The 25,683-nt window shown below is 67.5% G+C and carries 25 protein-coding genes; 11 read left to right on the top strand and 14 right to left on the bottom strand.

What is annotated here, in order from left to right; translation table 11 throughout:
- Positions 1 to 105: 105 nt before the first annotated feature.
- Entirely contained in the window at positions 106 to 1,155 is a 1,050-nt protein-coding gene (glsA, locus tag QRN40_RS04730; protein WP_285114348.1) for a glutaminase A, read from the bottom strand.
- A gap of 358 nt (positions 1,156 to 1,513) precedes the next feature.
- Here glsA and QRN40_RS04725 point away from each other — a divergent pair, with 358 nt between their 5' ends.
- Positions 1,514 to 1,960 (top strand): YdeI/OmpD-associated family protein, encoded by a 447-nt coding sequence (locus QRN40_RS04725; RefSeq protein WP_285114347.1) that lies wholly within the window; start codon positions 1,514 to 1,516, stop codon positions 1,958 to 1,960.
- A gap of 61 nt (positions 1,961 to 2,021) precedes the next feature.
- Here the strand turns inward: QRN40_RS04725 and QRN40_RS04720 are convergent, their stop codons facing one another.
- From QRN40_RS04720 to QRN40_RS04710, 3 genes are all read right to left on the bottom strand, one after another.
- The gene (locus QRN40_RS04720) at positions 2,022 to 2,429 is read right to left on the bottom strand and encodes a VOC family protein (RefSeq protein WP_285114346.1); all 408 of its coding nucleotides are present in this window, start codon (positions 2,427 to 2,429) and stop codon (positions 2,022 to 2,024) included.
- Positions 2,430 to 2,549: 120 nt separating this feature from the next.
- Positions 2,550 to 3,443 carry an SDR family NAD(P)-dependent oxidoreductase gene (locus tag QRN40_RS04715; protein ID WP_285114345.1) on the bottom strand — a complete coding sequence of 298 codons (894 nt, stop codon included), beginning with the start codon at positions 3,441 to 3,443 and terminating at the stop codon, positions 2,550 to 2,552.
- Positions 3,444 to 3,510: 67 nt separating this feature from the next.
- Positions 3,511 to 3,813, bottom strand: coding sequence for a DUF1330 domain-containing protein (locus QRN40_RS04710; RefSeq protein WP_285114344.1), 303 nt, complete (start codon positions 3,811 to 3,813; stop codon positions 3,511 to 3,513).
- Positions 3,814 to 3,947: 134 nt separating this feature from the next.
- Here QRN40_RS04710 and QRN40_RS04705 point away from each other — a divergent pair, with 134 nt between their 5' ends.
- On the top strand, positions 3,948 to 4,583 hold the full coding sequence (locus QRN40_RS04705; RefSeq protein WP_285114343.1) for a TetR/AcrR family transcriptional regulator: 636 nt from the start codon (positions 3,948 to 3,950) through the stop codon (positions 4,581 to 4,583).
- A gap of 209 nt (positions 4,584 to 4,792) precedes the next feature.
- Here QRN40_RS04705 and QRN40_RS04700 read toward each other — a convergent pair whose 3' ends face one another.
- The gene (locus QRN40_RS04700; RefSeq protein ID WP_285114342.1) at positions 4,793 to 5,755 is read right to left on the bottom strand and encodes a LacI family DNA-binding transcriptional regulator; all 963 of its coding nucleotides are present in this window, start codon (positions 5,753 to 5,755) and stop codon (positions 4,793 to 4,795) included.
- Between the two features lie 163 nt (positions 5,756 to 5,918).
- Between QRN40_RS04700 and QRN40_RS04695 the strand changes: the two genes are divergently transcribed.
- The 6 genes from QRN40_RS04695 to QRN40_RS04670 all read left to right on the top strand — a co-directional run bounded on the left by QRN40_RS04695 (position 5,919) and on the right by QRN40_RS04670 (position 12,891).
- Complete coding sequence (locus QRN40_RS04695) at positions 5,919 to 7,442, top strand: mannitol dehydrogenase family protein (RefSeq protein ID WP_285114340.1); 1,524 nt, start codon at positions 5,919 to 5,921, stop codon at positions 7,440 to 7,442.
- 44 nt (positions 7,443 to 7,486) lie between these two features.
- Positions 7,487 to 8,491: a zinc-binding dehydrogenase gene (locus QRN40_RS04690; protein ID WP_285117439.1), complete on the top strand. Its 1,005-nt coding sequence runs from the start codon at positions 7,487 to 7,489 to the stop codon at positions 8,489 to 8,491.
- A gap of 81 nt (positions 8,492 to 8,572) precedes the next feature.
- Positions 8,573 to 9,973 carry an MFS transporter gene (locus QRN40_RS04685; RefSeq protein WP_285114339.1) on the top strand — a complete coding sequence of 467 codons (1,401 nt, stop codon included), beginning with the start codon at positions 8,573 to 8,575 and terminating at the stop codon, positions 9,971 to 9,973.
- A gap of 83 nt (positions 9,974 to 10,056) precedes the next feature.
- Positions 10,057 to 11,286 (top strand): D-mannonate dehydratase ManD, encoded by a 1,230-nt coding sequence (gene manD / locus QRN40_RS04680; RefSeq protein ID WP_285114338.1) that lies wholly within the window; start codon positions 10,057 to 10,059, stop codon positions 11,284 to 11,286.
- The gene (locus QRN40_RS04675; RefSeq protein ID WP_285114337.1) at positions 11,276 to 11,929 is read left to right on the top strand and encodes a bifunctional 4-hydroxy-2-oxoglutarate aldolase/2-dehydro-3-deoxy-phosphogluconate aldolase; all 654 of its coding nucleotides are present in this window, start codon (positions 11,276 to 11,278) and stop codon (positions 11,927 to 11,929) included. The genes manD and QRN40_RS04675 overlap by 11 nt, the downstream gene beginning before the upstream one ends.
- Positions 11,926 to 12,891 carry a sugar kinase gene (locus tag QRN40_RS04670; RefSeq protein WP_285114336.1) on the top strand — a complete coding sequence of 322 codons (966 nt, stop codon included), beginning with the start codon at positions 11,926 to 11,928 and terminating at the stop codon, positions 12,889 to 12,891. Before QRN40_RS04675 ends, QRN40_RS04670 begins: the two co-directional genes overlap by 4 nt.
- 93 nt (positions 12,892 to 12,984) lie before the next feature.
- Here the strand turns inward: QRN40_RS04670 and QRN40_RS04665 are convergent, their stop codons facing one another.
- From QRN40_RS04665 to QRN40_RS04640, 6 genes are all read right to left on the bottom strand, one after another.
- Positions 12,985 to 15,492, bottom strand: a complete 2,508-nt coding sequence (locus QRN40_RS04665) for a glycoside hydrolase family 32 protein (RefSeq protein WP_285114335.1) — start codon at positions 15,490 to 15,492, stop codon at positions 12,985 to 12,987.
- 42 nt (positions 15,493 to 15,534) lie between these two features.
- Positions 15,535 to 16,479, bottom strand: a complete 945-nt coding sequence (locus QRN40_RS04660; RefSeq protein WP_285114333.1) for a carbohydrate kinase family protein — start codon at positions 16,477 to 16,479, stop codon at positions 15,535 to 15,537.
- Complete coding sequence (locus QRN40_RS04655; protein ID WP_285114331.1) at positions 16,476 to 16,775, bottom strand: putative quinol monooxygenase; 300 nt, start codon at positions 16,773 to 16,775, stop codon at positions 16,476 to 16,478. The genes QRN40_RS04660 and QRN40_RS04655 overlap by 4 nt, the downstream gene beginning before the upstream one ends.
- Entirely contained in the window at positions 16,772 to 17,548 is a 777-nt protein-coding gene (locus tag QRN40_RS04650) for an ATP-binding cassette domain-containing protein (protein WP_285114330.1), read from the bottom strand. Before QRN40_RS04650 ends, QRN40_RS04655 begins: the two co-directional genes overlap by 4 nt.
- Complete coding sequence (locus QRN40_RS04645) at positions 17,545 to 18,591, bottom strand: ABC transporter permease (RefSeq protein ID WP_285114329.1); 1,047 nt, start codon at positions 18,589 to 18,591, stop codon at positions 17,545 to 17,547. The genes QRN40_RS04650 and QRN40_RS04645 overlap by 4 nt, the downstream gene beginning before the upstream one ends.
- Before the next feature lie 68 nt (positions 18,592 to 18,659).
- A complete protein-coding gene (locus QRN40_RS04640; protein ID WP_502878896.1) occupies positions 18,660 to 19,769 on the bottom strand; it encodes a substrate-binding domain-containing protein in 1,110 nt (369 codons plus the stop codon).
- Positions 19,770 to 19,880: 111 nt separating this feature from the next.
- Between QRN40_RS04640 and QRN40_RS04635 the strand changes: the two genes are divergently transcribed.
- Entirely contained in the window at positions 19,881 to 20,942 is a 1,062-nt protein-coding gene (locus tag QRN40_RS04635; protein ID WP_285114328.1) for a LacI family DNA-binding transcriptional regulator, read from the top strand.
- A gap of 102 nt (positions 20,943 to 21,044) precedes the next feature.
- On the opposite strand, the gene QRN40_RS04630 is transcribed toward QRN40_RS04635, so the two are convergent.
- Positions 21,045 to 22,028, bottom strand: coding sequence for an aldo/keto reductase (locus tag QRN40_RS04630; RefSeq protein ID WP_285114327.1), 984 nt, complete (start codon positions 22,026 to 22,028; stop codon positions 21,045 to 21,047).
- A 157-nt stretch (positions 22,029 to 22,185) separates the two neighbouring features.
- On the opposite strand from QRN40_RS04630, the gene QRN40_RS04625 reads away from it, so the two are divergent.
- The gene (locus tag QRN40_RS04625) at positions 22,186 to 23,040 is read left to right on the top strand and encodes a serine/threonine-protein kinase (RefSeq protein ID WP_285114325.1); all 855 of its coding nucleotides are present in this window, start codon (positions 22,186 to 22,188) and stop codon (positions 23,038 to 23,040) included.
- Between the two features lie 33 nt (positions 23,041 to 23,073).
- Here the strand turns inward: QRN40_RS04625 and QRN40_RS04620 are convergent, their stop codons facing one another.
- Positions 23,074 to 24,543, bottom strand: a complete 1,470-nt coding sequence (locus QRN40_RS04620; protein WP_285114324.1) for an MFS transporter — start codon at positions 24,541 to 24,543, stop codon at positions 23,074 to 23,076.
- The gene (locus tag QRN40_RS04615; RefSeq protein ID WP_285114323.1) at positions 24,543 to 24,980 is read right to left on the bottom strand and encodes a MarR family winged helix-turn-helix transcriptional regulator; all 438 of its coding nucleotides are present in this window, start codon (positions 24,978 to 24,980) and stop codon (positions 24,543 to 24,545) included. The genes QRN40_RS04620 and QRN40_RS04615 overlap by 1 nt, the downstream gene beginning before the upstream one ends.
- 56 nt (positions 24,981 to 25,036) lie before the next feature.
- On the opposite strand from QRN40_RS04615, the gene QRN40_RS04610 reads away from it, so the two are divergent.
- Positions 25,037 to 25,588 (top strand): cysteine hydrolase family protein, encoded by a 552-nt coding sequence (locus QRN40_RS04610; protein ID WP_285114322.1) that lies wholly within the window; start codon positions 25,037 to 25,039, stop codon positions 25,586 to 25,588.
- Positions 25,589 to 25,683: the final 95 nt, after the last annotated feature.

Here is a 25,683-nt window from a genome sequence, read left to right as displayed (position 1 = left end):
GGGTTGCGGTGGAGAGTACGGGCGGCGTCGCAGGTGTGGAGTCCGAGGTTCGCTTGAAGGTCGGCCCTTCCCGAACCTGGTCGTTTCACGCTGCGATCAAACGGATCAAGTTCCATTCGGGGTCGAAGCGAAAATGTCGAGGCCGAGTGAATGAGAGAGGAAGCGGGCCGCCCGCTGCCCCCGCACGCTGTTGCCGGCGGGGTCGAGGCGCGGTGAGAACGTTCCGAGTCCGCCCTTGCCCGGTGCGACCGTGACGATCCCGCCCGAGACACCGCTTTTTGCTGGAATGCCCACTTCGAATAGCCAGTCTCCGGAGAACTCGTAGAGCCCGCTCGTCGCCATTACGGCGAGCGTGTCCCGGCAGACGGATGCATCGATGACCTTATCCTGGGTGATCGGGTTGACACCTCCATCAGCGAGAGTGGCGGCCATGACGGCCAGGTCCTCGGCGGTCACCAGGAGTGAGCACTGCCTGGTGTAGACGTCGGTCGCCTGAATCGGGTCGAATTGCATCCGCCCGTAACTTTGAAGGAGCCGGGCAATCGCCATATTGCGCTGGTTGGTGGCCGACTCCGATGCGTAGACCTCATGGTCGATTTCAAGGTGTCGCCCGGCGAAGCGGGAGAGTCCCCGTTGGACGAAGTCCCACTTCTCTGCCGCCGTCGAGCCAGGCGCCAGGCTCGTCGTCGTGATCGCGCCCGCGTTGACGAGAGGATTCCTGGGGTCGCCGTCGCTGAGTTCAAGAGCCATGACCGAGTTGAACGGGAGGCCCGTGTTGTTGACGCCGACGCGGCGCGACACTTCCGCGTGCCCCAGTTCATGACAAACCAGGGCGAACACGAACACCTTGGAGATCGACTGTATCGAGAAGGGGTGGCTAGAGTCGCCGACGCTCGTCGTTTGGCCTCCGACACCGCACACGCTGATGCCGAAGAGGGCCGGGTCTGCTTCACCGAGCGAGGGGATGTAGTCGGCGACCTTCCCGTCGTTCAGGCTGCGGTAGCGTTCGTGGGCGGTTTCGATGAGTGCGTGGACTCGTTCGACGTCGGGAAGGTTGCCCGTGGAGACCACATTCTCCTGCGCGGGCACTTCGTCCGAGTGGACGGCGTCTGTTGAGAAATCGGGCAGCGGGATCTGTCGTTCAAGGTAGGCCATCGGGTCCTCCGTCTCGAGCGCTTGAGGGCACCCCCGGCGCCCGTGCACGATCATGATAGGCACCGCGTTACGCGCAGGGCGTGGCCTCAAAAATCCGCGGCCTAGAAACGCCCTCTGCGAGCACACGCGTCATATGAGTAGCGAGCTGGCAACAGTTCCGAAATTCACGGCTCCCTCCAGCGAAGCTCTCCGGTGGCTCGCTACGTGCATGCGATGAGCGGTTCGACCTTCGAGCGGGCCCTGGAGTGATGGCGCTCGATGACATGAAACCCGATCCCAGGGATTACGCGGTGTTGGACTGCGAATCCGGACGTGTGGGAAGCTGTCGCTGCGAGGGCCGTCGGCGCTAAGGAGACTCATGCCATCGTTTCGTGCGACGATTCTGCAGGCTCGTAAGACTGCCACCGGGATCCCGGTTCCGGATGAGGTCGTCGCGGAACTCGGGGCCGGTAAGAAGCCGGCGGTAACGGTGAGGCTGGGGTCGTACGAGTACCGATCGACGATCGCCCGAATGGGCGAGCAGTACCTGATACCCCTCAGCGCGGAACATCGTGCCGCTTCGGGTGTGAGCGCCGGCGACGAGGTCGATGTCGTCGTCGTGCTCGATGTCCTGCCTCGCGAGGTGCCGCTGCCCCCGGAGGTTCGGGAAGCGTTCGAGTCGGATCCTGCATTGGAGCGCGCGTACGCTGCCCTGTCCTACAGCCGCCAGCGGGCTCTCGTCGAGCCCGTCGATCAGGCGAAGACGGCGGAGACGAGGCAGCGACGGGTGGAGAAGGTTCTGGCGGAACTCGCGTCAGCGAACTGAGCCGCGCTTCCGCGCGAGGTCCCGGTGTGGGCTGCCGACCCGCTTTCGGCGTGGCGCGCTACTACCGGTTCACGACTTGTCCCACCTCGATGAGGTGGCCGTCGGGATCGCGCACGTAGCAGCGGATCTCGGCACCGCGGTCCATCGGTGGGGTGAGAAACTCTGCGCCCTTAGCGGACCACGTCTTGTAGATCTCTTGGATGTCGGCGACGCGGATGTTCAGGAACGCACTGACCCGGTCCGGGTCGGTCGGGGCTTCGAGGGTGACCGTCGGCTTGTCCTCGGTCGGGCCGCCGCCCTCGTTCATGATGATCCACGAGTTCGCGAGCTGGACCATCCACGGGCCCCCGCTCATGACGATCTCTCCACCCAGAACTTCCGAGTAGAACCGGGCCGAACGCTCGAGGTCGGTTGAGACGATGAAATGGGTGAGGGCGATGCCTTCTTCAGGGAAAGGGAGTGTAGCCACGGGGTTTCCAGTCTCTTGTTTGTCTTGCGTATGCGGAAGCGCGGGAGTGCGCCGTTTCCGTCGACGACGGCGGCTCCTTTTGACTCTAAGGAGTCCTGGCTTTCAACGGCTGAGGGCGTGTCAACGATCGACGCGCACTTCGCGTTCAGTCTGCTCGTACACGCGCTCTTGAGCGGCACGGTCGCGAGACTTCTCAGAGGACTTCTTGAGCTGCGCGGAGCTGTAGTAGCCCCCGGTGGCAGTCGCGAGCTCGGGGTCGGCAAGCAGCCGCACGACCCCGCGCGACCCCTTCTCCGGCGGTCCGATGAAAGGATTGGTCAACGCCTGGATGATTTTGAATGGCCCACCGGCTTTGCTGCCGAGCGTGGTTTTGACCGCTCCGGGGCTGACGGCGTTGAACGTCAGACCGTCGCCCTCATGGCGGCGAGCCAGAGCGTAGGTGTACATCAGGGCCAGCAATTTGGCATCGCCGTAGGCCTGGATCTGAGTGAACTTGCCCGGGTAACTCCAATCGGTGATCGGGTTGCCCTGCTTCTCGATCACCGCCGTCATATTCACGACCCGCGAGGGCGTCCCGAAATCATCAGCACCCCTCCGGAGCGCGTCGAGCAGGCCGCCGGTCAGTGCCGCCAGCGCGACGTGATTGATGGCGATGGTCCGCTCGTACCCGTCGGGCGACAGTGCTCTCCTGGAGAACGCGGCACCCGCGTTGTTGACCAGTCCGTTCAATCCCCGTGGGCTGACGTGGTGCACGGCATCAACCAAATCCCGGACGCCGGCAAGCGATCCGAGATCGCCCGCGAGGGCGATGTACGCCCCCTTGCCATTGCCGGTGCTGGCCAGCCGCTCGACTGCCTGCTGGGCATTGTCGGCGCCTCGTGCGTGAACCAGGACGGTAGCACCGCTGTTGCCGGCGCCTTGCGCGGTCTCATAGCCGATCCCGCCCTTGGCGCCGGTGACTAAGACGGTCTGACCGTCGAGCCTTCCAGCGAATTGGTCGGAGAACTTGCTCATTCGCTTTTTCCTTCGGACAGGTCGAGGCTCATCGCGTCGACGTCGTGGCGTTGGGGTTGGCGGATCATCAGGCGGTCTGCTCCGGCACGCCATCGATCAGGCGGAATCGGGCATCCATAGCGGCACCGCGAACCTCGATCAGCTCCTGGTATTCAGGAGAGTTGTACCAGGTCAGGGCCGCTTCACGGTCGGGGAACCGCATGATCGCCCCCGAGGACAGCGTGGGCTCGCCGTCCAGGATCTCCCACGGGCCGCCGGCGACAGGCTCGGCACCGGCCTTCTTCGCGGTCTTCCCAGCACTGGCGCTGTATTCGTCGCGATAGACCTCAGGGTCCTTGACCGTGAATTCGACGACAAGGTATGCGCTCATGGTGTTACTCCTCAGGTTCTGGTGAGCTCGCGGCTCTGTGCCGCTGTTCGTCCACTGGCCCGTACTGGGTCACGCAACTCAGTATCGTGCGGTCGTAATGGGTTGTCAAACCCAGAAAGTGCTAGCATTTGATCGTGCTTGACGAGATGACAGACCGACCCAAACTCACCGCCAAAGGCGCGCGCACGCGGGCGCGAATTGTGCAGGCGGCGGCGGCCCTGATTCATGAGCGTGGCGTGGCCGGCGCCACCTTGGAGGACGTCAAGGTGGCGGCGGAAGTCAGCGGCTCGCAGATGTACCACTACTTCCCCGACAAGAACGAGCTCGTACAGGCGGTCATCGACTACCAGGCGGAGACCATCGTCGAGAACCACCGGCAGGCCCTCAGCAGCGACAACGGAGTCGAGACCTGGCGGAACATGGTAATCACCGGAGTGAGTCAGGACCAGGGCAAGGGAGGCTGCCCGCTTGGTTCGCTGGTCGGTCAACTAGCCGAGAGCGACCCCGAGGCCCGCGCGCGCATCGCGACAGGGTTTGATCAGTGGGCCGCGACTATCAGCGAAGGACTCAGGTCCCTCCACGCCGACGGGGAACTTCCGTCTGGCATCGATCCGGATGACCTCGCCACCACCTTTCTCGCAGCTCTTGAAGGAGGGCTTCTGCTTGCTCAGGCGGAGCGGAATCCTCGCCCGTATGAGACTGCGGTCAACACTCTCCTCGCCCTCACGATCGGCGGCGCGCCACGATCTACCTCCAGCCGCCGCGACTGACGGGTCGAGCCCAGGCGCTTGCTCGCAGAGATCGAGACTCCCGTCTCAACGACTCGCGCTCCTGCCAGTTTGAAGTTCGCCAACGGAGTCCGGGACTATGTGGTGGGAACAGAGTGCATCGATGTTTCGACGAGCTTTGATTGGCCCGGTTTCGCGACGCGTCGACCTGAGTCTCGGTTGCCCGCTTCGACGCGGCATCCGACGATCGCTCAGCGTGGGGGAGCGGCTGTCGTCCCGCGGACGATGAGCTGCGAGCCGAGGGTTTCGGCTTCGGTGAGCGCGGCGCCGGCCAAGACCTGAAGAAGGAGGTCGACGGCAAGAGCGCCGCAACGCTCGATCGGCATCTTGACCGTCGTGAGGCCCGGGTTGACGGCGCTCGCCATGTCGATGTCGTCGATCCCGATGATGCTGATATCGGCGGGGCAGGAGCGGCCCATGTCGGACATCCCGGCCTCGAGCCCGAGCGCGACCAGGTCGTTGTAGGCGATCACGGCGGTCGCGCCGCTCGCGATCGCGGGCGCCGCCGCCGCTCGGCCGCCCTGGATCGACGCTGCCTGGTGGCTCAGGCGGGTGAGACGGATGCCGAACCGCTCGCACGCCTTCGTGATCGTCGCGGCGCGCTGGTCGTCGGCCCAGGAGCCGGTTGGTCCGGCCGCGTAGGCGACGTGCGTGTGGCCGAGAGCGGCGAGGTGCTCCACCGCCTGCTGCGGACCGTTCTCCATATCCATGAGTACGCAGGGGACGCCGGGTATATAGCGGTTCACGACGACGAAGGGCGCGTCCCCGACGAGCTCAAGGATTTCGTCGTCGGGCAGGCGGGGCGAGCAGAGCAGCATCCCGTCGAGCTTGCGCGCCCGTTCGATCTGCTCGCGTTCGCGGCGGCGGTCCTCGTCCGCGTCGAAGAGAACGGTGCGGTGACGGCCGTGCCAGGCTTGCGTGTGAATGGCCTTGAGCAGCGTCGCGTAGACGGGGTTGGCGACATCCGGGACGATGATGCCGAACGAGCGGGTCGCGGTCGCCGCCTGCGGGCTGTCGTAGCCGAGCTCGTTGGCGGCGTGCAGCACCCGATCGCGGGTCTTGCTCGCGAGGCGGTCGGGCTCGCCGAAGGCGCGCGACGCCGTCGCGATCGACACCCCCGCCCGCCGGGCCACATCGGTCAGCGTCGCGCCCATAGCCGCCTCTCCCGTCTCGTAGGAACAGATGTTCCCGCATGAGTTCATCTTCGTGTATGGAATGCTGCTTGACAATTTTGTACAAACCATTCACACTCTTTTCCATGCCGATCATCGAAGATCCCAGGACCCGCCGCCGGGCAGCGGACGCGGGAGTGCGCTCATGAGCGCCCCGCAGAATCTGTCCCGGTCGCGCCACGGTGCCGTCCCGATCCCGGAGACGCCCGGCCGCTCCGGGATCCTGCACCTCGGCCTCGGCAACTTCCACCGCGCCCACCAGGCCGTCTACACGGCAGCGGCGATCGCCGCGGACGGCGGCGACTGGGGCATCGTCGGGGTCGCCTCGCGCTCCCGCGCCGTCGTCGACGCGATGCGCGCACAGGACCACCTCTACTCCGTCGCGACGATCTCGCCCCAGGACACCACGCTGCGCGTCCCGGCCGTGCACACCGACGCGTTCGTCGCGGCCGACGACCCGCAGCGCGTGGTCGCGGGCATCGCCGATCCGGCCATCCGCATCGTCACGCTCACGGTCACAGAGAACGGCTACAGCTCCTCACCGGCCACGGGTCGCCTCGACATCGCCGACCCCGCCATCGCGGCGGACCTCCGCGGCGACGGCCCGCGGACGACAATCGGCCAGCTCGCCCGCGGCATCCAGCGGCGGGCCGCGGCCTCCGGAGCCCCGCTCACGGTGCTCAGCTGCGACAACCTCGCGGCCAACGGCACCCACACCAAGGGCCTCGTCCGCGAGTTCCTGCAGGAGCTGCCGACCGCGGAGGGAGCAGAGGCGCTCGCGTTCCTGGAGTCGTCGGTGTCGTTCCCCTCGAGCATGGTCGACCGCATCGTCCCGTCGACGACGCCCGCCCTCCGCGACGAGGTGTCGTCGCTGCTCGGGGCGTGGGACGAGGTCCCCGTCCCCGCCGAACCCTTCACGATGTGGGCGATCGAAGACGACTTCGCCGCCGGACGGCCGGCGTGGGAGGCCGGGGGAGCGGTGTTCAGCACGGAGGTCGACCGCTACGAGCAGCTGAAGGTGCGGCTCCTCAACGGCACGCACTCGCTCATCGCCTACTTGGGCGCCCTGCAGGGCGCGGAGACCATCCCGGATGCCGTGGGTCGGCCCGCGATCCGGGAGGCGGCGCGCGCGGTCCTCACCCACGAGTACACGCCGTCGATCCAGGTCCCGTCCGGCGTCGACATCGCGGACTATCAGCGCCAGCTGTTCCTCCGCTGGGGCAACACCGCGTTGGGCCACAAGACCAGCCAGGTCGGGACCGACGGCTCCGTGAAGCTGCGGCAGCGCATCCCAGGTCCGGCCCTCCGGCTGCTGGACCGCGGTGAGATGCCGCACCTGATCGCGCTCACCGTGGCGGCCTACCTCTCGTGCATCGCGCCCCGCCCCGGGTTCGACCCCGGCCCGTTCGCCTCGGCGATGACGGACGGCGCCCGCGACCGGCTGGCCGCGCTTGCCGGATCGGCGCGCACCGGAGCGGACCTGGCCGAGGCATCGATCGTCGACCTCCGGTTCTTCGGCGAGGACCTCGCCGACCGTCCCGCGTTCACGGAACGCGTCGGCGACCTGGTCGACACCATCGCTGGCGACGGCGTGCCGGCGGCCATTGTGGAGTGCGTGACGGCGGCGGACGCCGATGTCACGCACCGCGGATCGGAGGTTGTGGCGTGAGCACGGCGGATCAGGGCCAGAAGACGAACGAGGGAGGTGCGACGATGAAGGCGCTCGCCATCCACGGCGCGGAGGACATCCGCTGGGCGGACCGCGAGGTGCCGCAGCCCGTGTCCGGCGAGGTGCGGCTCCGTGTCCGCTACGTCGGCATCTGCGGTTCCGACCTGCACTACTACTTCCACGGCGCGAACGGCGAGTACGCCATCCGCGAGCCGCTGACGCCGGGCCATGAGCTGTCGGCCGTCGTCGATCTCGACCCGTCCGGCCGCCTCGCCGCCGGGACGCCCGTGACCGTCCACCCCGCTCGGTACGGCGCCGACGTGCCGGGCCTCGAGGACCGGCCCCACTTGCGTCCGGGCGGCGATTACTTCGGCAGCGCCGCCACCACTCCGCACCGCCAGGGCGGCGCCGCGGAGTACCTCATCGTCGAGGAGCACATGATCCGCGTGCTCCCGGAGGGCCTCCCGCTTGAACGCGCGGCCCTAGCGGAGCCGCTCGCCGTCGCCCTGCATGCCGTCGGCCTGGCGGGTGGCGTCGCGGGAAAGCGCGTGCTCGTCATCGGCGCCGGCCCCATCGGTCTGCTCGTCGTCTCCGCCGCCGCGCACGCGGGCGCTGCGACGATCGGCGCGAGCGACGTCCGCCCCGAGCCCCTCGACCGGGCCGCCGCGCTCGGCGCGAGCGAGCTCGTGCTCGTCGGCCGGGACGCCATCGCCGACGAGTCCTACGACGTCGTGTTCGAGTGCTCCGGCGTCCCCGTCTCGGTCACCCAGGCGGTGCGCGCGGCGCGCCGGGCCGGGACGGTCGTGCAGGTCGGGATGCTCGCCGACGCCGAGATCGGCGTGAACCTCGCGCCCATGCTCGCCAAGGAGCTGACGCTCCGCGGCGCCTTCCGCTTCGCGACCGAGATCGATGACGCCGTCGCGATGCTCGCCGAGTCGGACGGCCTCGACTCCGTCATCTCCCACACGATCGACGCGGCCGACGCCGTCGAGGCGTTCGGCATCGCGCGCGACTCGTCCGCGTCGGCCAAGGTCCTTCTGCGTCTCTGATCTCCAACCAGCACCACTCCACCCCTGGCACCACCCCAACCCGCTCATCCACGCACCGAACTCAGCTACGAAGGAGTAACAATGAGTAGTCCCAACGTCCCGGGTGTCGACGCACCCGCCGCGCCGCCGACCGTTCAGCGGTCCACCGGCGACCTCGTCCGCGCCGCCGTCTCCGGCTGGCTCGGCACGGCGCTGGAGTTCATGGATTTCCAGCTGTACTCGCTGGCCGCCGCCCTCGTCTTCAGCCAGCTCTTCTTCGCCGGCGAGTCGCCCGGCATGGCCGTCGTGCTCGCCATGGCCACCTATGGCGTCGGTTACATCGCCCGCCCGCTCGGCGCCTGGTACTTCGGCCGGATGGGCGACAAGGTGGGCCGCCGCAAGGTGCTGTTCTACACGATCCTGCTCATGGGCCTCGCGACGACGCTCATCGGCGTGCTCCCCACGTACGAGCAGGCCGGCATCATCGCCCCGATCCTGCTGGTCGTCCTGCGACTCGCGCAGGGCTTCGGCGCCGGCGCGGAGATCTCGGGCGCGGGCGTGATGCTCGCCGAGTACGCCCCGACCCGTCGCCGCGGCATCATCGCCTCCCTGGTCGCGCTCGGCACCAACTGCGGAACCCTGTTCGCCTCCGCGATCTGGGCGGTCCTCCTGGCCGTCATGATGGAGGATGACGTGATCGCGTGGGGATGGCGCATCCCCTTCATCGCGAGCTCCATCGTCATGGTGTTCGCCGTGTGGGTGCGACTCCGTCTCAAGGAGAGCCCGGTCTTCGAGGAGCGCACCGACGTCGTCGATGGCAAGGCGCTCTCCCGCGAGGAGCTGGTCGACGTCGCCACCAAGAGCAACGACCTCCGCTCGCTTCAGGCCCTCAACCGCAAGCCCGTCAAGGCGACGCTCGTGTCGTTCTTCCTCCGCTTCGGCCAGGCCGGCAACTCGGGCCTCATCCAGACCTACATGATCTCGTTCATCACGATCACGCTCGCCGTGCAGAAGGGCGTCGGCCCCGAGATCGTCATCGTGTCCTCGCTGATCGGCTTCGCCACCATCCCGCTCGTCGGCTGGCTCGGCGACCGCTTCGGACGCCGGCGGATGTACATCATCATGACGTCGCTCTCCCTCGTGCTCATCATTCCGAGCATGCTCGCGATCAACACGAAGGACGTCGGCTGGATCTTCTTCGGCTACGCCGTGATCCACAACGTCTCGGTGCTCGGCCTTGCATCCATGGAGAACATCTCGCTCCCCGAGATCTTCGGCGCGCGGAACCGCTACACGCTGACGGCCATCGTCCGCGAGATCGCCGCCATCATCGCGACCGGCGTCGGCCCGATCGTCGCCGCCGCCTGGGTCGCCGCCACCACCGGCAGCATCATCCCGGTGATGGTCCTGCTCGGCATCTACACGGCGTGCGCCCTGATCGCCGCGATCGTGGCACCCGAATGGACGGGACGCGACCTCACCGACCCGCGTCCCGCGATGTGACGGCGCACCAGGACACCCCCAGCACGTGACACCGGGGTGCGGCCGCAGGCGCGCGGCCGTATCCCGACAAGGAAGGACTTCCCATGACCGTCGAACGCGTCGACACCATAATCACCAGCCCCGGGCGCAACTTCGTGACCCTCAAGATCACGACGTCGGACGGCATCGTCGGCTGGGGGGACGCGACGCTCAACGGGCGCGAGCTGTCCGTTGCCTCTTACCTGCGCGACCACGTCGCCTCGACCCTCATCGGTCGTGACGAGGACCGCATCGAGGACACCTGGCAGTACCTCTACCGCGGCCCCTACTGGCGGCGCGGCCCGGTCACGATGGCGGCGATCGCCGCCGTCGACATGGCCCTCTGGGACATCAAGGCCAAGAAGGCCGGGATGCCGCTGTACCAGCTCCTCGGCGGTGCGAGCCGCTCCGGCGTCCGCGTCTATGCGCACGCCTCCGGCACCGACTACGAGGCGCTCGCGAACGCCATCACCGGCTACCGCGAACTCGGCTTCACCGCCGTGCGCGTGCAGACCGGCGTTCCGGGGCTCGGCCAGATCTACGGCGTCTCGGCGGCCGGTCCGGGCGTCCGTTACGACTACGAGCCGGCCAAGCGCGCCGAGAACGGACGCCCGAGCGAGGAGACTTGGGACACCCGCAGCTACCTCAACCACATGCCGGGCATCTTCGCGAAGATCCGCGAGGACTTCGGCACCGACCTGCGCATCCTCCACGACGGCCACCACCGGATGACGCCGATCGAGGCCGCGCGCTTCGCCAAGGACATCGAGCCGTACGACCTGTTCTGGCTGGAGGACTGCACCCCAGGCGAGGACCAGACCGCGCTGCGGCTCGTGCGCCAGCACTCCACGACACCGCTCGCGATCGGCGAGGTCTTCAACACCGTTTACGACTACCAGACGCTCATCACCGAGCGCCTCATCGACTATGTCCGCTCCGCCGTCACCCACACCGGCGGCATCACAGCGATGAAGAAACTCCTCGACTTCGCCGCGATCTACGGGATCAAGTCCGGCATCCACGGGCCGACCGACATCTCGCCCGTCGGCATGGCGGCGGCCCTGCACCTCGACCTCGCGATCCACAACTTCGGCATCCAGGAGTACATGCCGCACAACGAGCAGACGCTGGAGGTGTTCCAGACCTCCTTCACTTTCGACCGCGGCTTCCTGCACCCCGGAGAGCAGCCCGGTCTCGGTGTCGAGCTCGACGAGGATGCGGCATCCGCGTTCGAGTACACGAAGGCCTACCTCCCCGTGAACCGCCTCACCGACGGGACGATCCATGACTGGTGACCTCGCGCGGCTCCCGCTGCCGCAAAGAACAGCCGAATCGCGGCTCATCGTCGTCGCGCGCGCACGGCGCGCAGAGGACTACGCCCCCGTGCTCGAGGTGCTCATCGATGCGGGCATCCGCAGCGTCGAGCTCACCCTCACGACGCCGGGAACGATCGAGCACGTTCCGCGGCTGCTCGAGCGCTTCGGCAGCTACGCCGACGTCGGGATCGGAACGGTGACCGACGCCGACCAGCTCACGCGCGCGGTGGAGGCCGGTGCCCACTACCTCGTCACGCCGATCACGAATCCCGAGCTCCTCACCGGAGCGTTGACGGCGGGTGTGCCGCTCGTGCCTGGCGGGTTCACGCCGACCGAGCTGTTCTCCTCGTGGTCGGGCGGCGCGTCCGCCGTCAAAGTGTTCCCAGCGGGACGGCTCGGCGCGGGATACATCAAGGATCTGCGGGGACCGTTCCCCGACATCGAGGTTGTCCCGTCCGGGGGCGTCGACCTCGAGAGCGCTGCAGAGTGGCTCGCGGCAGGCGCTGCGGCAGTGAGCGTGGGCGGCCCACTGCTGGGCGATGCGTTCCAGGGGGGCGACCTCGATGCCTTGCGCGAGCGGGCACGGGCGTTCGTCGCCCTCGCCGGGGGTGGCGTTCGATGACGGCCCCCCTCCACCCCAGGCGCGTCGCGACTCTCGGTGAGACGATGGCCCTCGTGCGCAGCCGCGACATCGGCTCCCTCCGCCATGCATCCGACCTCGCCCTCGGCATCGGCGGCGCGGAGAGCAACGTCGCGATCGCCCTCAGCCGACTCGGGCTCGACGTCACGTGGCTCGGTCGCGTCGGCGACGACTCGCTCGGCGAGCGCGTCGTGCGCGAGCTCCGTGCCGAGGGTGTCGACGTGCTCGCCGTCGTGGATGCGGGAGCCCCCACCGGGCTCATGCTCAAGGAACGTCCTCGCCCGGCCTCGACACGCGTCCTCTACTACCGAAACGGTTCGGCCGGATCGAGGCTCGCACCCACCGACGTGCCCGACGGCTGGATCGAGCAGGCGAACCTCCTGCACCTCACCGGGATCACGGCGCTCATCTCGGAGTCGGCCCGCGGGACTCTTTCGGTCGCGATCGATCGCGCCCGCGCGGCCGGCGTCATCGTGACCTTTGACATCAACTTCCGGTCCTCGCTCGCTACCCGAGCCCTTGCGGGACCGTGGCTTCGCGATCTTGCCGAACGCGCCGACATCGTATTCGGCAGTCCGGACGAGCTGGCAGTGCTCTACCCGGGCGCGGACGCCGAGGTCGCGTGCGAACGCCTGCTCGGACACCGAGCTACCGAGGTCGTGCTCAAGCGCGGCGCCGACGGTGCGACGACCGTCCTCCCAGGGGGGCCGGTCGCGTCGCCGGGATTCGTGGTCGACGTCGTCGACACGGTCGGAGCGGGCGATGCCTTCGTCGCGGGTTACCTGAGCGGCGTGCTGGACGGCTCAGACGTCGAGGCGCGTCTGCGACGCGCCAACATTTGCGGAGCGATGGTCTGCATGACTCCAGGCGATTGGGAGTCGAGCCCCACACTTCGAGAGGTCACCGAGTTCACCTCAAGCGCCGGCGATCCCGTGCTCCGCTGATCCGGGGTCGGCTGGCAGGCCGTGACCGCTGATCTCGATGAGGCCGCTCTGGCTGGCACGACCACCCTTACGGTCGCGCCAGCCAGGCCCACTTCAGTTGGTGTAGGCGCCACTCATGGCGTTGGCCAGCGGTGTGACTGTCAGCAGCACGAGGCCGGCATTTCCGCCGTTGGCGGTGAGCGCGACTCCGTTGCTTCCTGCAGCGGGGAAGACGAGATCGGTGACCGACGCCCGGCCGTTCTGGGCGAACGCTTCGATCGAGGTCTTGTCCAGATACAGCTCGAGGCGAAGCAGACCATGGTCCAGCGGGACGACCGCGCCGTCGATGCTCGGGAAGGCGCTGCTGAAGCCGACGTTCCCCGAATGGGTTCGATCGACGCTCAACGTGCTGGTGGCCGTGTCGTAGGAGACGCCGACGTACTGCGACCCGTCGGCTGACCGGAACAGCTGGAGCCCGAAGCTCTTGGCCGATCCGGCGGCGAGGACCGCATCCACTCGGACTGCGTTGGTCGTCGTCGTCACCTTCAGCGGTTTCGTGCCCGCGGGAATGGCGGTCGGTGGCGCGAGCTGCAGCTTGTTGAGCTGAGCGAGCGCGCTCACCTGGCGAGCCACGGTCTGCACTATCCGCGGCTGGCCGTCGATCGTGCGCAGGGAGAGGACTCGGGGCACCGACTGCGTTCCACGCCATCCGTCGGAGGGGAGGGTGTTGGCGTAGTCCCAGTTGTTCATCCATCCCAGCGCGATCCGCTGGTTCGCGGGGGCATCGTTGAAGGTGACGGCTGCGTAGAAGTCGCGCCCTAAGTCGATCCAGTGGGCCCGTCGCATGGAGCTCTGAGCCGGCTGATCCGCCAAGGTGAACTGGTCCGCGATCAGGTGTCCCCATCCGCCCCCGTTGAGGTCGACCAGCTGCAGCTGCGCTTGCTGGCCCTGCAGGTCGCTCAGGTCCCAGTTGGCCCAGTCCAGCGTGCCGCTGTCGTTGCCGGTGGCGGTGCGCACGACCTTGCCGTTCACGAGCAGGTTTGCGCCGGTCTCGCTGTTCCAGGGCTTTGCGATCGTGTCCGAGAAGACGATGTCATCGACCATCATGTGACCCCAGCCGGCGCTGCCGTCGCTCTGGTCCACGATCTGCAACGTGGCCTGCTGGCCGATGTACGCGGACGCGTCCAGGTAGACCCAGTCCATGCTGCCCGTGTCGTTTCCCGTCACGCTCGCGACCACGTTGCCGCCTACGACGAGGTTGACCGCAGTCGGGTTGCTCTGCCCCCAGGGATGCTGCCCGCCCGCGGTGAGCAGATCGATGTAGGGGCGCGTGATGGTGAAGGCGGGCGATGTGATGGTGCCCTGCGCGGCGTCGCATCCTGCCTGGCAGGTGTCGAGGACACCGTTTCCGATCTGGCCGCTCAGACTCTCCTTCGACGGGGTGATCCCGGCGAAGTCACCGGTACCGGTCCAGCCGGGGAGCGAGTCGCCTTCGAAGTCCTGGAAGGTGTCGCCGGCTGGGGCCGCAATCGAGCCGCCCTCGACGTACGGGTGGTTCCCACCGGCGATCAGGAAGTTCAGGTTCTTCTTGTTGACCGTGAACGTGGGCGACGTCAGCGTGCCGGTCTCCGCGTCGGAGTTGTGGAACGTGTCCACATACCCCGACCCAACGTATCCGGACGCACCCGTGTCGTGTGTGGGACCGTCACCGAACGCGGTTCCGGTGCTGGTCCATCCTGCTCCGTACGTCGTTGATTCGAAGTCGTTCAGGACAGTGCCCGCCGGTGCGGTGTAAGGCGCCTCGCTGTTGACGAACGTGGTTCCGTCGAAGGTGCCGACGAAGTATTCGGCCCTCCCCGCGACACTGACGGTGAGGACCCACTTGGTGACGTCTGTTTTGCCGTCCAGCTGCATGGGGAACAGATCTGGGCATTCCCACACGGCCGAGGTCACACCGTCGGGTCCGAATTCGCTTTGTTCGGTCCAGTCCTTGAGGTTGCTGGAGCCGTAGATTGCGACCCTGTGCTGGTCGGAGAGGGCGACCACCATCCGCCATTGGTTGGCCGGGGCATACCAGAACACTTTCGGGTCGCGGAAGTTGTGCGAACCGATATCGATGACCGGGTTGTTGGCGTACTTGGTCCAGGTGGTTCCGCCATCGTTGCTGTACGCGATCGACTGCCGTTGCACCCCGGTGGCGCGCGGGGCGCTGGTGTAGATGGCGACAAGCGGTCCGGTCTTGCCGGTGCCCAAGCCGCTGGAGTTCTTGCTGTCGTTGACGACGCTGCCGGACCAGACTTCCTCGTCGGCGTCCGACGGGATGGCGATCGGGAGTTGTTTCCAGTGGGTGAGGTCGGTGCTCACCGCGTGGCCCCACGAGGCGTTTCCGCCGGTGTTTCCGGTGGCGTTGTACTGGTAGAAAAGGTGATACTTTCCGCCGTAGTAGATGAGCCCGTTGGGGTCGTTCATCCAGTTCTGCTGCGGGGTGTAGTGGTAATAAGGCCGCGTGTCGCTCGTAGCGGTCCCGTCCACCGCTACTGCCGGCGAAGCGCCCGCGGCAACGGCGCTGAAGGCGAGGATCGACGCGATGGTGAGCGTGATGACCCTTGGTGATGTCTTCATTGACTCAGCTTTCGTTGGATTCGGTGTGGGTCTTTTCGTTTCTCAGGAGCCTCCGCGCGCGGCGGGGACGGTTTGCAGGGCCTGGATCTCGTCGAGAGTGGGAGGCATAGCTCCCGCGCGAGCGACGGTGAGAGCAGCAACTCTCGACGCCAGTTCGCCGATCGATCGGAGCACAATGTCGGAGACATTGCCGCGCTGGAGCTGCCCGCGCGGTTCTGCCCCCATCAGTCCCGCCAGGAGTCCCGCCATGTAGGCATCTCCCGCGCCGATGGTGTCCACGACGTGAGCAGCAGACGCCTCGATTTCGATTTCGGCTGCGCGGCTACGCAGGAGACTGCCGTCGCCCCCGCGGGTGAGGACGGCGATGCCGGCTCCTCGGTCGAGAATCCAGTCCAGGACCGTCCGGTGCGTCCAGCCGGGGAACAACCAGTGCGCGTCCTCGTCGCTCAGCTTCACAAGGTGGGCGTGCCGGCTGTACCAGTCGACGCTCTTCAGAGTCTGCTCGCGGTCGGGCATGAGGCTCGGGCGCACATTCGGGTCGAAGGTGACCAGGGTATCGTCACCCAACGCGTTCACATGCCTGCGGACAGCGGTCGCGCCGGGTTCACGCAGGGCTCCGATCGAGCCTGTGTGCACGAGTTCGGCCGGCGGCAGCGCGGTCGGGGCGAAGTCCCAGTCGAGGGAGAAATCGTAGTGGGCCGCTCCCTCGGGGTCGATGCGCGCCGTGGCCGTCGATGTCGGGTTGCCATGGGACGTGTTGAGCGTGTCCACGCCCGCGCTGTGGAGATGGTCGGCGATAAGTGACCCATGCGGATCGGCGCCGTATTCGGTGGCGAACGTGACGTGAATGCCCAGCCGAGCCAATCCGAAGGCCACGTTCAGAGGGCTTCCGCCGGCGTGGACGGCGCGGGGGGACCCATGCCGTTCCACGACGTCGACCAAGGACTCGCCCATGACAAGAGCACGGGGAACGGAGTCGTCGTTCATGCGATCGGATCCAGCAGGGTCAGACGGGACCCGCCGCCGACGACGAGCGGGGCGAGAAGCCGATTGAAGCGCTCGCAGTATTCAGCCGCTTTGTGCGCCTCGAACGCCTCTTCGGACTCGTACTCCTCGTAGACGAAGAACTTCGCCGGATCTCCGTCGGGGTTGAACGCTTCGAACTGTCGGTTGCCCGGTTCCTCTCGCACCCGGGCTCCGTATCCGGCGAGCAGCATTCTCACTTCGTCCTCCGATCCCGGCAGGGAGTCGATCTCTGCGTACAGGTATCGGCGGTCGGTCATTCCTTCTGAGCTCCCGTCATGATCGCGACGGCCTCGGTCATCGAGTGCGACTGCGGTGTGATCGTCGCCGCGCGCTTGCCGAGGCGCTGGATGTGGATGCGGTCGGCCACCTCGAACACGTGCGGCATGTTGTGGCTGATCAAAACGACCGGCACTCCCTTGTCCCGCAGGCGCTTGATCAGCTCGAGCACCTGGTTGGACTCGCGGACGCCGAGGGCAGCCGTCGGCTCGTCGAGGACAACCACCTTGGAGCCGAACGCGGCGGCGCGTGCCACGGCGACGGCCTGGCGCTGACCTCCGGAGAGGTTCTCGATCGGCACGGTGACATCCTGCAGGGTCGAGATCCCGAGCTCGGTGAGCTCCGCTTTCGCGCGCTGACGCATCGTCTTCGTGTCGACCATCCGCAGCACCGAGCCGAGGAACCCCGGCCGCCGGAGCTCGCGACCGAGGTACATGTTCGCGGCCACATCCAGGGCAGGCGAGACGGCGAGGGACTGGTAGACGGTCTCGATCCCGGCTTCGCGGGCGTCCTGCGGCCGGCGGAAGTGGACGGGTTCGCCATCGAGGCGGATCTCGCCCTCGTCGGGGATCTCGGCGCCCGTCAGGCACTTGATCAGGGTGGTCTTGCCGGCGCCGTTGTCGCCGATGATGGCGAGGACTTCTCCGGCGTACAGTTCGAGGCTGACGCCGTCCAGGCCGACGACGTGACCGTAGGTCTTCACCAGTCGTCGAGCGGCCAGGACAGGTGTGCGGGTTTCGGTGATGGTGTTCACTTTCGGACCTTTCGGATCCACTGGTCGATGGAGACGGCGACGATGACCAGGACGCCGACGGCGAGGGTCTGGTAGAGGACGTCGAGGCCGGCGAGGGCCAGACCGTTGCGGAAAACGCCGACGATCAGTGCGCCGAGCAGCGTTCCCCAGATGTTGCCGCGGCCGCCGAAGAGGCTGGTGCCGCCGATCACCACTGCGGTGATCGCGTTGAGGTTGGCGTCGACGGCGGCGTTCGGGCTGGACCCGAAGTCGCGGCCGATCTGGATCCATGCCGTCAGGGCGACGACGGCGCCCGCGACGATGTACACGCTGAGCAGGACGCGGCTGACCCGGATACCGGTCAGACGTGCCGCTTCCTTGTCGTCGCCGACCGCGTAGACGTGGCGTCCCCACGACGTGCGCCCGAGCACGAACGACATCACGAGGTAGAGCAGGACCATGAGCAGCACACCGAAGGTGATGTCGACGCCGAAGACCTTGAGGGTGAGCCCGGTCCAGGTGAGGATGGGCGGCATCGTGTTGCCCTGGACGGTGGCACCGTTCGAGATCAGCAGGGTGAGGGCGGTGAATACGCTCAGTGTCCCCAGGGTGACGATGAACGGTGGAAGGTTCAGACGCGTAACCAGGAGACCGTTGATGACACCGGTCGCCAGACCGGTGACGAGACCGAGGAGCAGGGCTACGACACCCGGAAGTCCGAGGCTCACCGCTGCGTTGCCCATCACGATCGAGCTCAGGACCATCGCTGCGCCGACCGAGAGGTCGATGCCTGCGGTGAGGATCACGAGGGTCTCGGCGACACCCAGCGTGCCGATCACGGCGACCTGCTGTGTGATCAGCGACAGGTTGGTCGGCGCAAGGAACCGCGGATTGATCGCCCCGAAGACGATGATGGAGAGCACCAGCACGATCGCCGGGCTGAGGGCGGGATAGCGGTGCAGAACGCCGCGGACGCGCATCAACGGCGTCTGGCGGTTGATGAACTCGCTGGCGAGGTTCAGCGATGAGGTGGGCGGCGAGGACGTCGCGTTGGGGTTCGACATGGGTACTCCAGAGATAGATTGCGGTGCTTCGAGCGGGGCGCCCGCCGTCGGGCGCCCCGCTCAGCGGGTCAGTTGGCCCAGCAGGTGGTCGCGCCCTTGGCCGCGTCCACGCTCTCCAGGCCGGACACCGGCTTGTTGGTGATCAGGGTCGAGCCCGTGTTGAAGAAGTCGAGGCCGTTGGAGGTCTTCGGCTTCTCGCCGCCGCGGGCGATCTTCGCGATCGCCTCCATGCCGAGCGACGCCATCTTCGAGGGGTACTGCTGCGCAGTCGCGCCCAGGATGCCGTCCTTCACATAGCCGACGCCGGTGCAGCCGCCGTCGATGCTGACGATGGTGACGCTGTCCTGCTTGCCGGCCGCCTTGAGTGCCTGGTATGCACCGTAGGCAGCGGGCTCGTTGATCGTGTAGACGACGTTGATGTCGGGGTTCTTCGACAGCAGCGTCTCCATCGCGGTGCGGCCACCATCTTCGGCACCCTGCGACGGCTGGTGACCGACGATCTCGTACTGGCCGCCGGTGCCGCCGGTGTACTTCCCGGAGGAGGCCTCGCCGCCGTTCTTCTTCTTGTCGCCGACGTCGATGCCCATGCCGTTCAGGAAGCCGTGGTCGCGGTCGACGTCGACCGAGACGACCTGGTCGGAGAACAGGTCGATCATCGCGATGGTGGCCTTCTTGCCGTCGAGCGTCCCGGCCATCCACTTGCCGATGGACTGTCCGGCCGCGTAGTTGTCGGTGGCGTACGTGATGTCGACGGTGTCGGGCGGGGTCGGCACAGTGTCGAGCGCGATGACGTAGAGGCCCGCGTGCCGGGCTTTCTCGATCTCGTTGTTGACTGCGGAGCCGTTCGGGGTGATCAGGATGCCCTTGTCGCCCCGGGAGATGGCGTTCTCGATCGCCTGGATCTGGGTGTCGGTGTCGCCGTCCTTCTTGCCGGCGGCGAGGGTCAGCTTCACGTTGTTCTTCTTCGCGTCCGCCTTGGCGGCCGTTTCCATCGCCACGAAGTAGGGGTTGCTGGTGGTCTTCACGATGAGTGAGACGCCGACCTCATCGTTCGGTCCGGCCGTGGAGCCACCGGCGGTCCCGGAGGAGCACGCGGTCATGGTGGCGGCGACGGCTGCAGCCATCGCAAGCGAGGCGACGACGGCCTTGCGCGGTCGACGCGGGAATTGGGTGGGCATCTGCGGCCCCTTTCTGTCGGAGGGCCTGCAGCCCTGACAACGGTGTCATGAGGGATACTGACACACGAACTCGATTTCCGCTATACCTGAAGGAACACAGGAGTCCCGGTTATGACATCGTTATCGGACGCCAACTCGACGGACTCCCGCCGGGTGACGATTCGGGATGTCGCCCGTGAGGCCGGGGTGGGAATCAAGACGGTATCCCGGGTGATCAACGATGAGCCGCATGTCGCACCGGCAACGGCAGAGCGGGTCCGGACGGCGATCGCCCTGCTGCAGTGGGAGCCCGATAGCCTGGCGAGCAACTTACGCCGGACGCACGGACGTACGAAGTCGATCGGTCTTCTGCTCGGTAGCGTCGACAACCCATTCGCCGCGACCATCCACCGCGCTATCGAGGATGTCGCGGCCAAGCACGGGGTCGCCGTCCTGGCGTCGAGTCTCGACGAGGACCCGGTGCGCGAAGTCGCCGCGGTCGAGAACTTCCTGCGTCGGAAGGTGGACGGCCTGATCCTCACCTGCTCGACGGGCAGCCAGGCCTATCTGGCGGACATGGTGCCGGAGAAAGTTCCGGTGGTGTTCATCGACCGTGAGCCGGCTGAGTACACCGCTGACGTCGTTCGCTCGGACAATTTCGGAGGCGCCGCGATGGGAACGCGCCACCTGCTGAGTCGCGGGCATCGACGCATCGCCGGGCTTTTCGACAAACCGCGGATCTGGACGGCCGCCCAGCGCCAGGCGGGCTTCCTCAGCGCCATGGACGAGTTCGGCATCGGCGAGGGGGAGTATTCGATCCTCGACGACGTCAGCACCTCGGCTATCGCCGAGCGCGCGGTTCTGGAGATCCTGAGCTCGCCTCGGCCGCCGACGGCGATATTCAGCAGTCAGAACCTGATCACCATCGGCGCGGTGCGCGCGCTGCGGAAACTCGCCTGGCAGCGCCAGGTCGCGCTTGTGGGATTCGATGACATCGAGCTGGGCGATCTCCTCGATCCCGGTGTCACCGTCATCGCCCAGCGAGCAGCCGAGATCGGCGTGACCGCCGCCGAGCGCATGTTCGAGCAACTCGAGATGCGCTCGAGCGGCTCATCGCTGCCGAGCGCCGATCTGGTGCTCGGTGTCGACCTCGTGGTGCGCGGCTCCGGCGAGATCGAGCCCGGCACGCGCTAGCGGAGAGCGCCATCCGGTTCGTTCGGCGAGGGTTGCGGCGGCATAGCGGCTGGCGCCGGGGTCTAGGGCCGCCCGTGGGCGAGTCCTCCATGGAGCCGTCAGCTAAAAGCCGGCCGGTTTCCGTGGAGTGTAGGCGGCCTCGAGCCGGCTGACCTCGTCGTCCGTGAGCGCCAGGTCGAGCGCCGCCACGGCGTCGTCGATGTGGTGCGGCTTGGTCGCGCCGACGATCGGCGCCGTCACCGCGTGGCGGCTGGCGACCCAGGCGAGCGCGACCTGCGCCATCGGCACTCCCCGCTCGGAGGCGATCGCAGCGACCGCCTCCACGATCGCGCGGTTGGACTCCTCCTGCGCGCGGTACAGGGTCTTGCCGAACTCGTCCGTGTCGGCGCGGGTCCCGGACCCGGACGCGTCCCAGGGGCGAGTCAGCCGGCCGCGCGCGAGTGGGCTCCACGGCAGCACGCCGATGCCCGTCGCGCCGCAGAACGGGTGCATCTCGCGCTCCTCCTCACGGTCCAGGAGGTTGTATTGGTCCTGCATGGAGACGAACCGCGTCCAATGGTTGACCTCGGCGACCCGCTGGAGTTCCGCGAACTGCCACGTCCACATGCTGGAGGCGCCGATGTAGCGCGCCTTCCCGGCCTTGACGACGTCGTGGAGCGCCTCCATCGTCTCCTCCATCCGGACGTCCGGGTCGAACCGGTGGATCTGGTACAGGTCGACGTAGTCGGTGCCCAGCCGGGTGAGCGAGGCGTCGATCTCGTGCATGATCGCAGCGCGCGAGAGTCCGGCGCCGTTGCGGCCGTCGCGCATCCGCCCGTGGACCTTCGACAGGATCTGCACGTCCTCGCGGGCGCCGAGCTCCGTGAGAAGGGCGCCAGTGATCTCCTCACTCGAGCCGAGTGAGTACACGTTCGCGGTGTCGAACGTCGTGACGCCGGCCTCGAATGCGCGGCGCACGAACGGCCGCGCCTCGTCGATGCCGACGCTCCACGGGTGGTTGCCGCGCTTCGGGTCGCCATACGACATCATCCCCAGGACGAGGCCGCTGATCTCGAGACCGCTGCTGCCGAGCCGAACAGTGCGCACGGGGTTCCTCCGATTGTCGGGGTGGTGTCTCCCGACTCTATGCCGGTTCGGGAGGAAGGTCAGGCGTCCGGGCGCCCAGTGTCTTGTACCCCTACCCCGTCTACGCGTGCCCGTCTACCGGGCGGCGACGGCGCCAGAAATTTCGGAAGATATCAAGGTGAACAATCCCGCGACTCCGGTCCCGCTTCTGCTCGGGAGGTATCGGCCGGAGCGGCTGCTCGCGCGCGGCGGCTCCTCGATGGTATTCCGTGCTCGAGATGAGAACCTCGGTCGTGACGTCGCCGTGAAGCTGTTCTCTTCGGGAAGTCAGGACGACGTTGCGCGGTTCCGAGCCGAGGTGGGTGTGCTCGCGGGCCTGCGCCATCACGGAGTCGTGTCGATCCTCGACGCGGGCGTCGACGATTCGTCACCCAAAGACCCTCGCCCGTTCATGGTCATCGAGCTGGTCGAGGGCGACACACTCCGCGCGGTACTGAACGCAGGTCCGATGACGAGCCGGCAGATCGGAGAGGTCGCGTTCGAGGTCGCCGAGACGCTCGAATACGTTCACGCGCGCGGCGTCATCCATCGAGATGTGACACCGGCGAACATCATGATCGTCGACTACGGAACCCGGTTCTCGCGTCCGCGGGCGAGATTGACGGACTTCGGCATCGCCATCCACGCGACGCACCCTCAGGAGTTCACGGACGAGACGGTCGGCACGGCCGCGTACCTGAGCCCCGAGCAGGTGCAGGGTGAGACTCTCACCCCGGCCTCGGACATCTATTCGCTCGGTCTCGTTCTGCTGGAATGTTTCACCGGGACCGTTGCGTATCCGGGGACGCCAGTGGAATCCGCGCTCGCCCGGCTGGACCGCCATCCAGAGGCCCCCGACCACGTCTCCGAGCCGTGGCGGACGCTCATCCAGTCGATGACGCGTCGGGAAGCGTCGTGGCGGCCGTCCGCGGCGGACGTCGCGACCGCCGCGCGCGCGGCTCTGCGGGCGGAACGGGAACACCAGCCCATCTGAACTCGCGGCGCTCGGTGTTGCTCGCGACTTTCGTCAACCGCGACGACTGGAGGAGGCCTGCGCCGAGGGCGGAGCGGGCGGCTCCTCCGAAGAACTGTCCGCACCGTGCCGGTCGGCGTCCTCGTGGCCGATAGCTCGGAGGCTGCGATCGAGCACCGTGATGAGCAGGAAGATGACGGAGATCCCGATCACCACCCAGCCCAGGACGTGCAGCCCGCCCGTGCTGGCGTGGGCACCGTAGACGTTGCCGTAGACGACGGATGCGACGATCGCGCCCAGGTAGAAGAAGGTGCGCAGCAGGCCGGCCGACGATGCGATCCGCTCCGGCTCGGCCTGGTGGTACAGCGAGTTCTGGATGGCGAGATTGTTCAGTCCCTGGGGGATACCGAGCACCAGCATTGTGACGACGAGGAACCAGATCGGTGTCGTGGCCCCCATGAGCAGGACGAGGAATCCGGCCGCGAGCTGCGCGATGGAGCCGATGAGGAGCTTCCACAGCACCTCCGGCCGCCGGCCGAAGGCGAGCGCCACCGCGATCCCGGCGGCGAACACCGGCAGCAGCACGAGACCCGCCACCGTCGGGCTCAGCGCGCGTCCCTCCTCGAGCCACTGGGTGAAGCCGTACACGAACGTGTAGGAGATGGTCGCGGTGAGCAGTGAGCGCGTGTAGGTGAGCAGCAGCGGGCCGTTGCCGCCGAGCACGCGCAGGTCGATGAACGGCGCGTCCACGCGCAGTTCCCACCAGACCAGCGCGGCCCCGGCGAGCACCGCGACGCCGAGCATCCAGAGCGTCGTCAGCCCGATGTTCTGCAGGAAGATCAGGAGCGCCAGTATCGTGACCGCGAAGAACAGGATGCCGAGCCCGTCGATGCGAGGACGCTGGTCGCGGGGCGGCTCGAGGCCGGTGGTCCGCGGCAGCAGGAAACAGCCCAGGACGACGCTCGCGACGCCGAGCGGCAGGTTGACCGCGAACGTGGCGCGCCATCCCCACGCCCCGATGAGGAGGCCACCCAGGGTCGGGCCGATCACGGCGACGGTCTGCGTGGTCACGGACAGGACGGTGAGGATGACCGCCGGCGACGCCACCCCCGTACGCCGGCCTTCGGCACGGATGAGGTGCATCGCGGCCGGATAGCCCGCGCAGGTGCCGAGGCCCAGCACGACGCGGGCGACGACCAGCCACCAGATGCTGTCATGCGAGACCGGGATGGCGAGGCCGATCGCTCCGGCGAGGGCGACCAGGGCCCCGCCCGCCAGGAACAGCCGCTTCACCCCGTAGATGTCGACCAGCCGGCCGACCAGGGGCTGACCGATCGCGGTCGCGAGGTACAGGGCGGAGACCAGCCACACCGTCTCGGAGGCCGGTGCGCCGAGCGCGATCCCGATGGGCGCCAGAGCCACCGCGATGATGGCGGTGTTGATCGGGTTGAGGACCGCGCCGAGCATCATCGGCGCGAGCAGCCGCCGGTCGAAGCGTCCGGCGGGCGGAGGCTTCAGCGCCATCAGTCGAGGATCCGTTCCAGGATGGCCGTCGCCGCCGCGAGCGTGATGAGCTCGGCCTGCGACACCTGCTGGGCCAGCGTCTCGTCGAGCCACGCGAGGCCTGCTTCCTTCTGCCCGGCGACCTGCGCCCATCCCGCCTCGGTGAGGTCGACGATCTGCCGTCGTCCGTCGTTCGGGTCCTGGCTGCGGGTCACGAAGCCCATGCCCTCCAGCGCCTCCACGATCGCCGCCATCGACTGCGGACGGACGCGCTCGGCGAGCGCAAGGGCGCTCACGGTCGAGACGCCGCCCTTGCTCAGCCGCGACAGCGCCGACGCCTGCGACGGGGTGATCGCGTCCGCTGTCGTCTCGCGCAGCTTCCGGAGCAGCCGGGCGAGAACCGCCCGGAGGTCGACGGCGATCTGCTGCGGGGTGACTTCAGGTTTCGCGGTCGTCATATCGACAGCCTAGACTGTACAGTTGTAGCTGTCCAGATTCCGTCGAAAGGCCCCGCATGACCACCGCCCTGCTGCTCATGGACTTCCAGAACGGCATCGCCGGCCGCCCCGGCTTCGAGAGCACCGTCGACGCCGCCGGGCGAGCACTGGCCGCCGCGCGGGCGAACGGCATCCCGCCGGTCTTCGTCCGCGTCGCCTTCCGTCCCGGCTACCCCGAGGTCGCCGCCTCCAACCTCGCCTTCGGCCGTGCGGCGGGAGCCGGAGACAGCATGCAGCTCGACAACCCGGGCACGCAGATCGTCGACCGCCTCGCGCCCCTCGACGAGGAACCGGTCGTGGTCAAGAAGCGCGTCTCCGCCTTCGCGGGCAGCGACCTGGAGGTGCTGCTGCGCGGCCTCGGCGCCGACAGGTTGGTGCTGGCCGGGATCGCGACCAGCGGCGTCGTCCTCTCGACCGTCCGCCAGGCGGCCGACCTCGACTACCGACTGACGGTTCTGGCGGACGCCTGCGGCGACGCCGACCCGGATGTCCACAGAGTGCTGACGGAGAAGGTCTTTCCCCGCCAGGCATCCGTCACGACGGTCGCCGACTGGGCCGCCGCACTCTGACTTTCTCGCCTCCGTCTCATGCAGTTGCACGGGAGGGTATGACCGTGATTGACGAGAGCCGGGTGCCGCATGGTGATCGTGGCCGCGCCATTCGG

The sequence above is a fragment of the Leifsonia sp. fls2-241-R2A-40a genome (assembly GCF_030209575.1).
Classification (GTDB): Bacteria; Actinomycetota; Actinomycetes; order Actinomycetales; family Microbacteriaceae; genus Leifsonia.
Note: the sequence above shows the minus strand (reverse complement) of the source record. Positions and strands in the feature narration are given on the sequence as shown.